The following is a 14,563-nucleotide window of genomic DNA, read 5'->3' as shown; positions in this document are numbered from 1 at the left end:
TTGAGGTAACTTTTCCCTTGCTAAATCCGTCTTAGTCATTTCAGACAATGAAAAGAGGTTTCATTTTGTATGAAAACATTATTCCAGTTTGCTTACTTACAGGCGATGTCGTGTCTATTCCCCGTCATGATCTTTGCAGCGCTTGCCCTATCAAAGATAGTGACGATTCCTTTTCTACACCGGTATGATTTCATTCTACTGCTTTGCCTTCTTGCCCAGATACTCATGCTGACGCTTCGGCTGGAGACATTGAATGAATTGAAGGTGATCTGTCTATTTCACATAATAGGTATTGGCTTAGAATTGTATAAAGTTCATATGGGTTCTTGGTCCTATCCTGAAGAGGCTTATATGAAGGTATTTGGGGTTCCGCTCTATAGCGGGTTTATGTATGCGAGTGTAGCAAGCTATATTTATCAGGCACTGTCCCGGCTTCACGTGCAGGTCAGTTCATGGCCCCATCCGTTTCTTTCAATTGGGATTAGCTTGTGTATTTATCTCAATTTTTTTACGCATCACTGGCTCTATGATGTCAGGTGGTGGCTGATATTACTGCTTGTTGTCGTATTTCGAAAAACGTCCGTCTCGTTTCAGGTTGGCTCTTCTACCTTCCGAATGCCGCTTGTCGTCTCTTTCTTGCTGATTGGTTTCTTTATTTGGATTGCCGAAAATGTCACCACCTTTTTAGGGGCATGGCAATATCCAAATCAACAGCACGCTTGGTCTCTCGTCCATCTTGGGAAAATCAGTTCTTGGTTTTTACTTGTTGTGATCAGTATTGTGCTCGTCATCGAACAGCGCAAACAAAAAAACGTTCAGCCGATTTGACCTGGCTGAACGCTTTTTTTAATCTCGATCGACTTCCTTGCGAAGATCATCTGCGACAAATTCTACATTCGTTCCAATGATGATTTGTACGGAGGTTTTCCCTGAAGTCAGTACCCCTTTGGCACCTGCTTTTTTCAATGTGCCTTCATTTAATAAATGTGTATCTTCTACTGTTAAACGCAGGCGGGTGGCACAATGATCAATGGCGGTGATATTGTCTTTGCCGCCAAGTCCCTCTAAAAGTATACTCGCACCTGCCGTCTTCGTATCATCGGCTGCAATATCTTCAATGTCCTCATCTTCTCTACCCGGTGTTTTGAGCTTTAACAGTTTAATGAGGAAATAGAAAACGACAAAGTACACAATGCCATAAAGCACCCCAACCCCAAGCAGCATGAGTGGTTTTTGTGCAATGCCAAAGCTTAAAACGTAATCAATTGCTCCTGCTGAAAAAGCGAAGCCGCTATGAATCCCGAGAATGTTCACAATAAAGAGCGAAAGACCCGTTAGTACAGCATGGACACCATATAGGAGTGGAGATAAAAACATAAATGAAAATTCAATTGGTTCAGTAATCCCTGTAATAAATGACGTAAGCGCCATACCAATCATCAGGCCAGCCGTTGCTTTTCGCTTTTCAGGCTTTGCGGTCACAATCATGGCTAAACATGCCGCTGGCAGACCGAACATCATCACTGGGAAGAAACCAGTCATAAAGACACCCGCGCTCGGATCTCCTTTAAAGAATCGCGCTAGATCTCCTGTTGCCCCGCTGAATTCCCCGAATTGAAACCAAAATAAGTTATTCAGCACATGATGAAGCCCTAATGGAATGAGCAAGCGGTTAAAGAAACCAAACAGCCCTGCACCCGTTGCACCAAGACTTAAAATCCATTCTCCTAAACCATTGATCCCGCTTTGAATCGGAGGCCATACAAATCCGAAAACGGCTGCTAATAAAATGGTGAAAAGTGCGGTCATAATCGGCACAAGCCGTCTTCCGCTAAAGAAACCTAAGTATTCGGGCAGCTTCGTATCCTTGAAGCGATTGTACACATAACCTGCCAATAGCCCACATAAAATACCGCCCAATACCCCCATATTGTTCGTTGAATTAATCGACGTTGTACCAGCTGATAAAATAAAATAAGAGATTGCACCTGATAATGCCGCTGCCCCGTTACCATCCTTTGCAATGCCGATCGCTATCCCCATTGCAAAAATTAAAGCCAAGTTTGCAAAAATGGCATTTCCAGCCGCATGAATAAACGGGATATCGAATACATCCTCCCGCCCAATAGCCAAAATAATCCCTGCTGCTGGAAGTACAGCGATTGGAAGCATAAAAGATTTGCCTAGCTTTTGAAAAAACTGAAACACCATTTGCCTTCTCCCCCTTTGTCATCATCATGACTAAACGTCCATGATGCTCATAAAAAATATATCATATGCACGTCTAGTTATCTATACCAATTTGTCCACATTCATTTGAATTCCGCTCTTTACTCTTTTTGCGTAAAATGTGGTAAGCTATTGAATAGAATGAAGTTATAGAAAGCGGGAATGAACAGTGATTGTCAAACATGATCATGAGTTAGAAGCCTTAAAAAAAGTCGGCCGAATTGTCGCTTTGGCAAGAGAAGAAATGAAAAGCCAAGCGAAACCAGGCATGTCTACAAAAGAACTAGATTTGATTGGGAAAAAAATATTAGAAGAACATGGGGCGAATTCAGCACCCGAAAAGGAATATGACTTCCCTGGGACGACTTGTATCAGCGTGAACGATGAAGTTGCTCACGGTATTCCAAGTGAAAAAACCATTTTACAAGAGGGCGACCTCATCAATATTGATATCTCAGCAGAGCTGGACGGCTATTATTCCGATACCGGTATTTCATTCGTATTAGGTACAGGTGATGCTCGTCTTGAAGCATTATGCCAGTGTGCAGAGGATGCATTCCTTGAAGGATTAAAGCATGCAAAAGCCGGTAAAAGACAAAACCAAATTGGCCGTGCGGTCTACAATACAGCAAAAGAACAAGGATTTACTGTCATTAAAAATCTGACAGGACATGGTATTGGGAAAAATCTGCATGAAGCACCTAACCATATTTTGAACTATTATGATCCATTCGATAATGCTTTGTTTAAGAATGGCACCGTGATCGCCTTCGAACCTTTTATTTCAACAAATGCTGAATCGATTTATCAGGCTGATGACGGCTGGACCTTTAAAACACCAGATAAAAGCCTAGTCGCACAGATTGAACATACCATTGTCATCACAAAAGACGAACCGATTATATTAACGAAGCTATAAGCCAGCTGATCCCCTTTTTCATTGGAGGGGATCCTTTTCGTTTCCCTTTCACGAATCTGTCACGACTAAACAAAAATGCCTGTGGTAAAATAGGCAAAGATATGCGAAAGGGGTCTTATTTGATATGTGGTTCATCATCATCGGCGTTATCTTTTTGATTGAAAGTATTATCTTAACGGTTGTAGGTATTAAGAAAAAACAATCCATGATGACTTATCTTGGTATTGTCATCATGATTATGACAGTGGGCATGATCATCGTTACCCTCAACCCGCCAAATTCATAAATGATCATTTCCAGCATATACATGGATCATAGGAAGATAGAATCAGTTTTCATTTATTCATACCTGCACACTTTTCACGTCCTTTTTTGAGATGTTACAATGCAGGCAGTTTCAATTGAAAGGAGTTTTCTATCATGCATTATGGTAGCAAAGGCTGGTATGTCGAAGAATTAAAGAAGCTTGGTGTGACCAAGCATGAAGGAAGAAAGCTTCAAAGCTTAAAAACATATTTCCTTGCAAATCTTCTTGAGCAAAAGAAACCTAGCTCATAAGCGCTTAAAAGCCGTACATCTTATGCTGATGTACGGCTTTTTTTAAATGGGCTGAATTCGTTTTTCTAAAGACTTCCTCACGACATCTGCTAAGGCATCTACTTCAAGAACGGCTTTTAGCCTCTCTGGACTTGTTTGACGATATTTGACCTCGTTCACTTCATGGACTGTAATGTGATGAGGTGCTTTTTCTACTAATACAAGAGAAGCATCAGCAGGCACTAAGCCTTCTTTCAGCACCCGTAAATAAAAGCCGGTATACCCCGTTTGCTGTACTTCCTTTACAAGCTTCATGTTGCCATGCTTAAAAGATAGTTTCACACACGGCTGTCTTGGCTGACTCACTTCAACAAGTGCTTCTCCAAGCTGAAATACATCGCCAATCCGCACTTCTGTTTCAACTAGTTGGTGCACGGTCACATTCTCACCGAAGGCAGCTTCCTGTAACGGAACCCCTAAAAACTGCTCAAAATAAGCATAATGATCGTATGGAAAGACGCAGACGGCTTTATCATATCCTCCATGATGAACCAAATCACCTTGACCATCTCCCTCAAAATTGACCTTACTCAAATAGACAGGCTCATGAATTCGCTTTTTGTTGATGGCTGTTTTGATTTCTTTTCCGTTTGCATAGGTCGTGATGGGTTGTCCTACTTGAATTCCTACTATGTCGTATCTCTTCTGTCCCACGATGACCATCTCCTTTGATTGTCTCATGGCTATTATTTTACATCGTTAGACAATGAAATCATAGTCGATGCGTGAAGGTCAGTTAGATGCTATGGTACGATGAGAAAAAAGGAGAGATGACATTGATTCATTATTATGCCATTGTCACAGGACGGGTGCAGGGAGTCGGTTTTCGCTATTTTGTACAAGGAGAAGCCGTCAATCGCGGGATGAAAGGCTGGGTACGCAACACAGATGAAGGGCATGTCGAGTTAAAGGTAGAGGGTGAGCAGCAGGAAGTGCTTGATTTCTTAAAGACTGTCCGGAAAGGAAGCCCTTTTTCAAAGGTCACAGATATGCAGATGGAGCCGCTCACTGAGTTCGCTCATTATCAGGATTTTCGCATCAAGGGATGAAGTTTTCATAAAAAAACCTAGCTTTCGCTAGGCTTTTTCTGTTCCATGATAGGGCTTTTCCTGATAAAAATAATTCGGCTTCACAATGGTATTGTCGTAATGCTTGTGGAAGATGTGGGTAGCAGCTGGTGATACCGGTGGAATCAGCCAAGTCCAGTCCCCAGTCAGCTTACGGTCAGCCTTTTCTTCCTGCTTTTCGAACTGTTTGAATTGATGTGCTGCTGTATGGTGATCAACAATGGTCACCCCTGCTTCTCGGTAAGAATGGAGAACCGCCACATTCAACTCGACAATGGCTTTGTCCTTCCAAAGCGACGCATTCTTTGTCGTGTCCAGTCCTAAAATCGAAGCGACTTTTTTCAGCATATTGTAGCGATTTTCATCGGCTAGATTACGTGCGCCAATTTCTGTGCCCATATACCAGCCATTAAACGGCGCTGCATTGTAATGTATACCGCCAATCTCCAATTTCATATCAGCAATAATCGGAACGGCGTACCATTTCAGTCCTAAATCACGAAATCCTTCATATTCAGGATGGGTAATCTCGACTTCTTGGACGATTTCTTTCGGAAGCTCATACAAAACTGGCGGTTGATCCTTTAGCTGAAACATGAGAGGCAGGATATCAAAATGCGTGCCTTCCCCTTTCCAGCCATGGGCTTCACACAACTTTGTTAATTCAAGAGAAGCCTCGTCGCCGATGATGCCGTACTCCGTCTCATAGCCTGCATAACGAACGAGCTGATGATTATAAATGACGACTTCCTTTTGCGCATGATTTTCTGGAGGAAAGATCGTAATGGATGGTTTGATTTTCCCATCATTGGTCGCATACTCAATATGATGAAAGAGTGCCTCTTTCACCTCTTCTTCTGTCTTCACATGACGGCAGTCGTGAACATGCAGGGTTGACCAAAATAAACGGCCAATGCAGCGGTTGCTGTTGCGCCACGCCATTTTCGCTCCATGCGCCAATTCCTCTTGTGTGTGAGTATACGTCCCTTTAGAGTTAATTTCTTGTTTTATTTCATGCAGACGTGCTGCTTTCTCTTCATTTGACTTGCCCAATTCTTCATAGCATACAGAAATAAAAGCTTCTGCTTCATTCCACAACGCTTCTTGATTACTCAAACATACTCGCCTCACTTTAATACGAATATATCCATTGTAGCGGTTTCTATTTATAAATTCACTAGTTTCAAACCATTTTTTATCATATCATCCGACCATTGTCCTTAGAGCGAGGATGAATCAATCCGTTTAAGGGTTTGCTCGAGCCAGCGGACATAGCCTTTTTCTCTTTCAATTGCCCTTGTCAGCACTAAGTAATGCCCAAATTGCGCTGAATGAAGCGATTCAGCCCCAGGATCTTCCTCTGTTAACGCATGCAGCTTCTGCTTTAGCATGTCGACTTTCTTCGTGCGCTCTAGCAGTTGATGTGTAAACAGATCAGCTGCTTCTTTTTTGTCCATGGAGGAGATGAAAAATGTTTTGAGCATGAATTCATCCTTTGTTGTTTCTGGGATCGGGTCTTTTGTCCTTAACCACTGATGCAATGCTGCTTGCCCTGCCTCTGTGATTTGATAAACCTTCTTCTCCAGCTTCTTTCCTTGTATACGAACATCAAATTCAATAAACCCTTCTTCTGTGAGCCGTTTTAGCTCAGGGTAAATTTGGCTATGCTTCGCGCTCCAAAACTGTCCAAGGGAATCCTTAAAATGTTTGGTGATATCGTATCCAGTCAGCTCACACTGATCTAGTAAACCAAGAATGGCATATTTCAAAACTCTCATGATGTGCCTCCAACGTTTATTCTTTGACAATAGTATACCACAGGCTTTAAAATAAACATGTAAATCACGACATGTTTGAAACAACATCATTCTAATGAAAGAAGGAATCAACATGGAACAATTCGTTGGACTTCATATGATTTATACGTATGAAAATGGCTGGGAATATGAGATTTACATTAAAAACGATCATACCATTGATTACCGCATTCATAGCGGAATGGTTGGAGGCCGCTGGGTCCGTGATCAAGAAGTGAATATTGTGAAGCTAACAAAAGGCGTTTACAAAGTTTCTTGGACAGAGCCAACTGGGACAGACGTCTCTCTGAACTTTATGCCTGAAGAAAAACGCATGCATGGCGTCATCTTCTTCCCAAAATGGGTGCATGAACGTCCAGACATCACAGTTTGCTATCAAAATGACTACATCGATCTCATGAAAGAATCTCGTGAAAAGTACGAAACATATCCAAAATATGTTGTTCCAGAATTTGCGGACATTACGTATATCCATCATGCAGGTGTAAATGACGAAACCATTATCGCCGAAGCACCATATGAAGGCTTGACTGATGAAATAAGAGCAGGACGAAAATAAAAAAGCAGCACGCACTGTGCCGCTTCTAGATTGTAGACAAAGGGCTAAAATGATGTTGATTTTAGCCCTTTTTTATTTAATGCCCAACGTCCTTTTAGATAGCAAGAACCGGTATACTGGCAGTTCATCGCCTACTTTTGAAGCAATAAATCCAGATGACATGTAGCTGTCTTTTGATTCTGGCTCAAGGGCAAGTGACAACAAATTCGTTTGCGGCTGCGCCGTGAAATATACCTTTGTCCCTTTTGGCAGCTGACGTTTCTTTTGGACGAGTTCTGTTTCAAGCTGAATATCTGTTTTACTCTTTTCATCTCGTTTTGTTACTTGATAGGCTTGTACCGGTACTTTTACACTGGCAGGCAATGTGACACTTTTTAACCCTAAGGTTTGAAGCTTCCGTTCTACCCCTTCATGTCCAGGTAAAACAAGATAAGCTGTCGGTCGCTCTCTCGACATGACAGGAGTAGCATCGCTCGCACTGTGAAAGCGTACAGGGACATTGATGGTCTGTCCTTTTTCAATATCTACCATTTCAAGCGAATCATCCACCGGCGCTTTGAAATCATCTTGAATGACCACTTGATCGTCATCATTCGATTGGAGACCTTTTTTCACCAGCTTCAAACGCTCCGTCACCATTTGCTGCTTCACCTGCTTTGCATGTTTCACCGTTGTTTCAATGATTTTTTCATGTGTGGTGACTTGTGCTGCGACGCGGCGGGTAAAGTCCTCTCTTCCAATGCCAATCCCTCTGCTTTCTACAAGAAAGGATAGCGCTGGGGAGAGTGCCAGAGCATTTCGACCAATTCGTGCATCCGTTCCGCCTTCATAGAGATCGATCTTTCCATCCTTTCCTCTTGTGCTTGTATAATATAAATCATTTGAAAATCCTTGATTTGTCAGCGTTTCACGGACACCGTTCACGTATAATTCATTTGACGTGAGCCGGATGCTTTCTGGAATATTCAAGTTCTTCCCTGATAAGATCAGTAAATCGTGATATTTGAGGGCTCCCGCTGAGCCGATATCATCAAACTGCTTTTGTCCCACATCGTATTCATGGGCATCAATGACTACTTCTGGTGCATACCGATTAAATTCTTGATGCAGGGCTGTGAGCTCTGGAGATTCTAATGTCATATGATCACGGTTCCCATCCATTCCGTTTGCAAGTCTGCGGTCAAATGCATAAGCACCATCAGGATTGATTCTCGGGACAATGATGATATTGACATGATTGAGTATACGCTCTCCTTCTTCACCAGCTAATCGTTTTGCGATGACGAGAGCCGATTCACCGGAGGCTGGTTCATTTCCGTGTATTTGTGCTTGAAGCCAGATCGTTGGCTTTTTTGAAAGTGGAGAAATATGACGATCCTTTGTAAAGTAGAGGGCTGGAATGGACCGTCCTTCAATGGATGTTCCAATCTGCTTCTGCGTAGCGTAAGGACTTTTGCGGACAATATCACGTAAGAATTGTTGAAGCTCTTCTTGTGTGGTGAAGGCTTCTCCTTTTTTCTGAAATGCGGGGGTATCGAACGTCTCGTCAGGCTCAGGGTATAGCTTCTTCACTGAGTCTGGTTGTTTATAACTTTTTCCATAATAAGGGGTATCTGCATGAGCTGAAGCTGGGCTCACCATCGACAAACTTCCTGCTATGAGACATACAGCAGCAAAAAGAATCGTGCCTTTTCGGTTGGACATGCTATCCTCTCCCTTCGTTGATTTGCATTATAAAGAAAAAAACAGTAAAAGTGTCAGTATTTTTCAAAAATATATCTTTTGGAGGATTTGTATAGGGCAAATGAATTGAGCCTGCTCGGCAATATGACCTAAAAAAAGTGCCTGCTCACGTAGCAGACACTCTTTTATTTACCAAATGGAGATGGCCCCAATGAGTACCGACATGACCGTCATGGCGACAACTGCAAGCACAGCCCATTTCATCCCAAACTTCTGATGCTGATCCAGTGATACACCAACAAGTCCAACAAGTAAATGAGTGGATGGAACAAGTGGGCTTAACATATGAATCGGCTGGCCAATAATAGAGGCTCTCGCGATTTCAATTTTATCAACACCGTATGCTGCCGCTGTTTCTGATAGGATCGGCAGGACCCCGTAAAAGTATGCATCATTCGGCATAAAGAACGTAAAGATTCCGCTCGTTAACGCCACAATGACTGGAATGAAGCCGCCAAGCTGCTCTGGAATGGCAGATACAATTGAAATTGCCATTTCATCGACCATTTTCGTCCCAGTTAAGATGCCTGTAAAAACACCTGCCGCAAATATCATCGAAGCAATGGCTAAGACGTTGGTTGAATGAGCCGCAATCCGCTCACGCTGCTGTTCAAGGTTCGGATAGTTCACGATAATTGCCACACAGAAAGCAAGAACAAATAGAACCGTTAAGCTGACTTTTCCTGAGACAAGAAGGAGCACCAATAACAACGTAAGCGACAGGTTAAACCACCAAAGTTTCGGCCGCTTGATGTCATCCTGTAGTGCCGCTGCCATTTCATTTGCATGAATCGGCTGTTCGAGCTCAATAACACCAAGACGCTTTCTTTCAGACTTCCCAAGAAAGTATGCCACCACAATCATGCTCAAAACCCCTGCACCAATAACTGGAATCATCGGACCAAATAAAAGTGATGGATCAACGCCAAGTGCACTTGCCGCTCTAGGTGTGGCTCCTCCCCATGGAATTGTATTCATAATCCCCATGCCAACTCCGGCAATTCCCGCTAAAATAATCGGACGGATGCCAAGCAGCGTAAATAACGGAAGCATCGCTGTTGTTGTAATCATGTACGTTGTGGTTCCGTCACCATCAAGTGCAACAAGCATAGTCAGGACAGCTGTTCCGACGACAATTTTTAATGGATCGCCTTTGACGATTTTTAAAATTTTCGCCACCATCGGATCAAATAAACCCGCATCAATCATAATGCCAAAGTACAAAATCGCAAACATGATCATGACCGCCGTCGGTGCGACTTGCTGCACACCTTTGACAATCATGTCTGAAATTTCAGTAAAATGAAAACCTGCAATAAGAGCAAATGCAATTGGTGTTAACACCAATGCCGTTAAAACAGACATACGTTTCGTCATAATCAAAACCATAAATACAACCATCATAAGAAATCCTAAGATTGCTAACACTTTGTTCACCCCTTATGTTGTATACGCTTTCATTAAATGTTGGTATCCCATTTCCAACCCTTTCTGTCATGATATCTGACGCCTGAATTGAAGTAAATATTATGAATTTTAATTCTTTTTCGGGCGATAAATGCTTTTTGTTCATTTTGTTCAAACCTTGGTTTTGATGGATTCCATGAAAAAAAGCGGTCTCACTCGACCGCTTGTTCTCCTTGAATAAACTGCTCATATCGCCTTAATTGCTCTTCCATAAAGATCTTTGCCTCTTTGCTGTTCATATAACGACTTGTCCAGCCCTTTTGCTTTAATTGTTTTTTCCAGGACTTAGTCTGTGTCATTTTTTGAAGAAGCTGATCCCATTCACGAATCTCGTGCTGATTCATTTGCTTGGGTCCCATGACACCACGCCAATGAGAAAAGATGAGCGGGATGCCTTGCTCTTTCCAAGTAGGCACATCTTCAAATCCCGCTAAACGCTGATTGGTTGTGGTCGCTATGAGTTTTAGCCTCTTCTTTTCATAATCATGACGAACCTCTGTAATCGTTGTTGTTGCTGCATCCACCTCATGGTCAATGAGCGCCTGAAATAAATCATCTGCACTGTCAAATTTTAAAAATTGAATGCGGTATGGATCAATTCCTCCCATTTCTGCCGCTCGTGCGAATGAGATTTGATCATCATTTCCAAAGTCTGGGGCAAATCCAATTTTTAAGGAATCCGGTTTCTTCTTTAGTGTGTTTAATAGCTCCTTCCCATTTGAAAAGGGAGAATCCACTGGGACTGCGACGACCTGCCACTCTTCTGCCAAAATGGCGAGCGGTGTGACATCGTTCATTGTCATGTTACTGCTGCCAAGCAAATTACGGCTTAACAATAGGCTTGAATTTAAACTAATATAGTTGGTATCTCGCTCCAGCATATATGTCCATCCTTTATCCACCGTTCCGCCTCTTTGATAAAGGATATTCACCGGCCGCTTCACCAGCTTTTCCTTCTCGAGCACTGATTTCATCACTTGAGCTGTTTGGTCAAAGCCGCCGTCAGGGACACCAGACACCACAATATATAATGGACTGTGCTGTAGGAAAGAGTCACCTCCCTTTTTTTCATTAAAGGTGAGCGTCATACAAAGACATATTATGATCACGACAAGGCATATTGCTTTTTTCATCTTTTAAGACTCCGCTTGCTTTTTGGCAGGATAATATTTTCGCTCTGGTCTGCCAATGATTCCGTACGCAAGCTCTGCCCGGCATTCTCCTGTTGTCACGAGATACTCAACATACCGTCTCGCTGTTGTACGTGATGCCCCCATCTTTTCTCCTAGTTCTTCTGCTGTAATTCCATTATTCTCTGATGCCATCAATGTTTTCACCTTGTCCAAAGTCAGCGAATTGATGCCTGTAGGCAGGTCTCTGTCATCCTGTTCCTTTGGCTCTTCCTGCATCTGTCCAAAAAACAAATCAATCATCGTTTGATTGACTTCATCCTTGGAATTGATGATGTCTTTCTTCTCTTTATATTCAGTTAAAACTTGCGCAAACTTTTGTGCGGTCACTGGTTTGATTAAATAATGAACCACTCCGTATTGAAGGGCATCTCTTAAAAGTGTCGTTTCCGTAGCCGCTGTGATAATAATCACATCTATTTCTGGATAGCGTTCTCTTAAAAGCGGCAACAGGTTTGTGCCGAGCTCATCGGGCATATACACATCAAGCAAGATGAGGTCGACTTGTTCCTTTTGAAGCGCCTCCCACATATCCTTTGCACTCTTTGCCTTTCCGGCGACTTGAAATCCCTCTATTTGTTGTATATAAGATGCATGAATGGCTGCGATTCGAAAATCATCCTCCGCAATGAGTACCTTCATCACCATTTATTCCCCCTTTGTGCCTTTCGGTATGTATGCAGTGAAGATGGCACCGCCTTCTTTTTGGTTCGTTATTTCAATCCAGCCCCCAAGTTCGTCCAATACTTCTTTGACATTGGCGAGTCCATAGCCTCGTCCTTCTCCCTTTGATGAATGTCCTCTTGTGAAAAGTTGTGAAATGGCTCCTTCATTGACACCATCCCCTGAATCAGACACCTCTATGATAATATCAAATCCAATATCTGTGATGAACAAGCTTACTTCTCTTTTCTCCTGATTCAATACAGCCTCAAACGCATTGTCTACGAGATTGCCGATGATGGTAATAAAGTGAGATAGACTTAAATGTGCTGGGAGCGGCTCCAATGAACTATTTTCATCGATGTGGAAATGTACCTTTTTCTCAGAGGCTTTCCCTAGCTTGCCAAGTAGGATGGCTTGTATTTTAGGAGATCGTATTTGCTTCATCAGTAAATCGTGCTGACGGTTTTGCAGCGTATATTCTTCCTTTATTAAGTCAATGGCTTCATCCACTTGCTTCAGCTCAAGCAAACCTAAAATGGCGTACAGCTTATTTGAAAATTCGTGTGTTTGCGCTCTCAGGTCTTCTGAATATTGGCTGACCTCTGTTAATGTATCCAGCAGCTTCGTCAGCTCTGTTTTCTCCCTGAAGCTCACAATCCCTCCAAAGACACGGTTGTCCTGCACCACTTTTTTCACATTTAAGACATAGGTTTTATCATTGACGACGGTTTCTATGTTCGGTTCAATTGTCTCTTCCTTTAAATAGACAAGGAGATTGGCTTTTGGCAAGACTTGATCAATATGAAGCGGCAGCTCGGATGAAACGAGCAGCATGTGTTCAGCAGATGTATTCATCATCGTAATCGCGCCTTTACGGTCAAACGCAATAATCCCTTCTTTTATCGCAAGCAGCATCGCTTCTCTTTCTCGAAATAATGTAGCAATTTCATGCGGTTCAAGACCTAATGTATCTTTACGAATACTTCTTGTTAAAAAGATCGCTCCGAATATACCAGGCAGGAGGACAAGAAGAGCAATATAGCTAAGCTTGAATAGTTGATGGGCGGTCGCTTGATCGATTTCCTTTTTTAAAAATTCGACGGTGACTGTGCCAATAATTTCTTCATGCTTGCCTGTTTCTTTCATAATCGGGGCACTGCCTCTGACAACGGTTTCACCATTAGAATCACCCGATGATATGGAGGTTCCCCCAAAAAGCAGGGTACTTCTTCCTCTAAATACACTGATGGTTTTTCCTACATTCTCATGGTTCGTATGAAAAAGGACCTTCCCTTTTTGATTGGTAATGAAGATGGCATGTGCTCTAACTTGATCCTTCATTTGCTCAAGTACTACCTGTTCTTCATTTTTCGATGCAGATGTGGCCACCGATGTTTTAATGGGCGGCATATATGAGATTGTTCTAGCGGTTTGCACCGCCAGCTGTTCTGCTTGCCGCTGCCTTTCTGAGGTCTGCAAAAAACCAAAACAAATGGTCAATAACGCAATGACAACAAGCAAAAGCCCGATAATTAATCCCAAAATTTTCGTTTGTAAAGTGACTTTCCTTTTGCCCATCCTCACCGCCACAACCCCTAATCCAACTAAATTCATCGAATAAGCTCTAAGAAAATCATATCATTTTTTCTTGCGAAGTTAAGAGAAAATTCATTCAAACAAAAAAGGACGACTCAAATTGAGTCATCCCTGTTTCAATTACGTGATGGATAAGCCTGCACTCGCATAGCCTGCTACGGTGTTAATTAAAGATAAGCCTGTTGCAGTCGCAGAGAAAACAACCAGTAATCTTGTTTCTGCTGTAACTGGCACATTCAGACCAGTAGCGATGCCGTTTGAAATAGCACCAATAGCGAGAATCCCAGTTAATGGTGGTGCCAACGTGACACTCGCTATTTGAGTGAAGCTGTTATCTGGTGTCGGTGAAGCAAATAAACTTGCTGTTACTGTGATATTCGTGCCGACTAAAGCCAATGCTGCCGTGGTACTAAAGTATCCGGCAAATGAAGTAATAGTACCGTCCCTTGGTACAGAGAATGCCATATTTAAAAGAGTACCTGCTGCACCTGTTAAGTCGATGATACCACCTAATATGCTAACGCCTGTTGCAGAGCTACCAAAGCCAACCAAACTAGATGTTCCAACAAGACCGCCTGCAATTGTAGTCAAGACAGCAGGGGTACCTGATGCAAATGGAATAATCGCACTCGATCCAGTAGCACCTGTTGCACCTGTGGCTCCCGTTACTCCGGTCGCTCCGGTATCTCCTGTTACACCTGTGGCCCCGGTCA

Annotated in this window: 16 protein-coding genes; 6 read left to right on the top strand and 10 right to left on the bottom strand. The window is 42.6% G+C overall.

Features of this window, described 5'->3' with window-relative positions; translation table 11 throughout:
- Positions 1 to 69 precede the first annotated feature (69 nt).
- Complete coding sequence (locus QRN39_RS16095; RefSeq protein WP_284907652.1) at positions 70 to 828, top strand: DUF817 domain-containing protein; 759 nt, start codon at positions 70 to 72, stop codon at positions 826 to 828.
- Positions 829 to 846: 18 nt separating this feature from the next.
- Here the strand turns inward: QRN39_RS16095 and nagE are convergent, their stop codons facing one another.
- Entirely contained in the window at positions 847 to 2,211 is a 1,365-nt protein-coding gene (gene nagE, locus QRN39_RS16090) for an N-acetylglucosamine-specific PTS transporter subunit IIBC (RefSeq protein ID WP_050944804.1), read from the bottom strand.
- A 187-nt stretch (positions 2,212 to 2,398) separates the two neighbouring features.
- On the opposite strand from nagE, the gene map reads away from it, so the two are divergent.
- The 3 genes from map to QRN39_RS16075 all read left to right on the top strand — a co-directional run bounded on the left by map (position 2,399) and on the right by QRN39_RS16075 (position 3,706).
- Positions 2,399 to 3,148, top strand: a complete 750-nt coding sequence (map, locus tag QRN39_RS16085; RefSeq protein ID WP_003213886.1) for a type I methionyl aminopeptidase — start codon at positions 2,399 to 2,401, stop codon at positions 3,146 to 3,148.
- 124 nt (positions 3,149 to 3,272) lie between these two features.
- Positions 3,273 to 3,434, top strand: a complete 162-nt coding sequence (locus tag QRN39_RS16080) for a hypothetical protein (protein ID WP_003214360.1) — start codon at positions 3,273 to 3,275, stop codon at positions 3,432 to 3,434.
- Positions 3,435 to 3,568: 134 nt separating this feature from the next.
- A complete protein-coding gene (locus tag QRN39_RS16075; RefSeq protein WP_003214303.1) occupies positions 3,569 to 3,706 on the top strand; it encodes a YflJ family protein in 138 nt (45 codons plus the stop codon).
- A 42-nt stretch (positions 3,707 to 3,748) separates the two neighbouring features.
- On the opposite strand, the gene QRN39_RS16070 is transcribed toward QRN39_RS16075, so the two are convergent.
- Positions 3,749 to 4,399 carry an MOSC domain-containing protein gene (locus QRN39_RS16070; RefSeq protein WP_003214182.1) on the bottom strand — a complete coding sequence of 217 codons (651 nt, stop codon included), beginning with the start codon at positions 4,397 to 4,399 and terminating at the stop codon, positions 3,749 to 3,751.
- Positions 4,400 to 4,521: 122 nt separating this feature from the next.
- Between QRN39_RS16070 and QRN39_RS16065 the strand changes: the two genes are divergently transcribed.
- Positions 4,522 to 4,794: an acylphosphatase gene (locus QRN39_RS16065; protein WP_284907698.1), complete on the top strand. Its 273-nt coding sequence runs from the start codon at positions 4,522 to 4,524 to the stop codon at positions 4,792 to 4,794.
- Between the two features lie 27 nt (positions 4,795 to 4,821).
- Here QRN39_RS16065 and QRN39_RS16060 read toward each other — a convergent pair whose 3' ends face one another.
- Both QRN39_RS16060 and QRN39_RS16055 read right to left on the bottom strand, forming a co-directional pair.
- Positions 4,822 to 5,928 (bottom strand): nitric oxide synthase oxygenase, encoded by a 1,107-nt coding sequence (locus QRN39_RS16060; RefSeq protein WP_284907651.1) that lies wholly within the window; start codon positions 5,926 to 5,928, stop codon positions 4,822 to 4,824.
- A gap of 104 nt (positions 5,929 to 6,032) precedes the next feature.
- A complete protein-coding gene (locus tag QRN39_RS16055) occupies positions 6,033 to 6,590 on the bottom strand; it encodes a PadR family transcriptional regulator (protein WP_003214496.1) in 558 nt (185 codons plus the stop codon).
- A gap of 112 nt (positions 6,591 to 6,702) precedes the next feature.
- On the opposite strand from QRN39_RS16055, the gene QRN39_RS16050 reads away from it, so the two are divergent.
- Positions 6,703 to 7,188 (top strand): phenolic acid decarboxylase, encoded by a 486-nt coding sequence (locus tag QRN39_RS16050; protein WP_050944807.1) that lies wholly within the window; start codon positions 6,703 to 6,705, stop codon positions 7,186 to 7,188.
- 72 nt (positions 7,189 to 7,260) lie between these two features.
- On the opposite strand, the gene QRN39_RS16045 is transcribed toward QRN39_RS16050, so the two are convergent.
- The 6 genes from QRN39_RS16045 to QRN39_RS16020 all read right to left on the bottom strand — a co-directional run.
- Entirely contained in the window at positions 7,261 to 8,892 is a 1,632-nt protein-coding gene (locus QRN39_RS16045; RefSeq protein WP_284907649.1) for a M14 family metallopeptidase, read from the bottom strand.
- A 168-nt stretch (positions 8,893 to 9,060) separates the two neighbouring features.
- Complete coding sequence (citM, locus tag QRN39_RS16040; protein WP_050944809.1) at positions 9,061 to 10,359, bottom strand: Mg(2+)/citrate complex secondary transporter CitM; 1,299 nt, start codon at positions 10,357 to 10,359, stop codon at positions 9,061 to 9,063.
- Positions 10,360 to 10,550: 191 nt separating this feature from the next.
- A complete protein-coding gene (locus QRN39_RS16035; RefSeq protein WP_284907648.1) occupies positions 10,551 to 11,531 on the bottom strand; it encodes a tripartite tricarboxylate transporter substrate-binding protein in 981 nt (326 codons plus the stop codon).
- Between the two features lie 3 nt (positions 11,532 to 11,534).
- A complete protein-coding gene (locus QRN39_RS16030; RefSeq protein WP_170966035.1) occupies positions 11,535 to 12,233 on the bottom strand; it encodes a response regulator in 699 nt (232 codons plus the stop codon).
- A gap of 3 nt (positions 12,234 to 12,236) precedes the next feature.
- Complete coding sequence (locus QRN39_RS16025) at positions 12,237 to 13,832, bottom strand: sensor histidine kinase (protein WP_284907697.1); 1,596 nt, start codon at positions 13,830 to 13,832, stop codon at positions 12,237 to 12,239.
- Between the two features lie 138 nt (positions 13,833 to 13,970).
- The coding region (locus QRN39_RS16020; protein ID WP_284907647.1) for an exosporium glycoprotein BclB-related protein at positions 13,971 to 14,563 on the bottom strand (593 nt) is incomplete at its 5' end.

It is taken from the genome of Bacillus sp. lyk4-R2A-2, assembly GCF_030209735.1.
Classification (GTDB): domain Bacteria; phylum Bacillota; class Bacilli; order Bacillales; family Bacillaceae; genus Bacillus; species Bacillus pumilus.
The sequence above is the reverse complement of the archived record's forward strand: the minus strand, read 5'-3'. Positions and strand labels throughout refer to the sequence as shown.

What these genes read in the sequence shown, in the direction of transcription:
- QRN39_RS16095 (WP_284907652.1), top strand. Translation starts at nt 70, where the DNA reads ATGAAAACATTATTCCAGTTTGCTTACTTACAGGCGATGTCGTGTCTA.
- nagE (WP_050944804.1), bottom strand. Translation starts at nt 2,211, where the DNA reads ATGGTGTTTCAGTTTTTTCAAAAGCTAGGCAAATCTTTTATGCTTCCA.
- QRN39_RS16080 (WP_003214360.1), top strand. Translation starts at nt 3,273, where the DNA reads ATGTGGTTCATCATCATCGGCGTTATCTTTTTGATTGAAAGTATTATC.
- QRN39_RS16075 (WP_003214303.1), top strand. Translation starts at nt 3,569, where the DNA reads ATGCATTATGGTAGCAAAGGCTGGTATGTCGAAGAATTAAAGAAGCTT.
- QRN39_RS16055 (WP_003214496.1), bottom strand. Translation starts at nt 6,590, where the DNA reads ATGAGAGTTTTGAAATATGCCATTCTTGGTTTACTAGATCAGTGTGAG.
- QRN39_RS16050 (WP_050944807.1), top strand. Translation starts at nt 6,703, where the DNA reads ATGGAACAATTCGTTGGACTTCATATGATTTATACGTATGAAAATGGC.
- QRN39_RS16045 (WP_284907649.1), bottom strand. Translation starts at nt 8,892, where the DNA reads ATGTCCAACCGAAAAGGCACGATTCTTTTTGCTGCTGTATGTCTCATA.
- QRN39_RS16035 (WP_284907648.1), bottom strand. Translation starts at nt 11,531, where the DNA reads ATGAAAAAAGCAATATGCCTTGTCGTGATCATAATATGTCTTTGTATG.
- QRN39_RS16025 (WP_284907697.1), bottom strand. Translation starts at nt 13,832, where the DNA reads ATGGGCAAAAGGAAAGTCACTTTACAAACGAAAATTTTGGGATTAATT.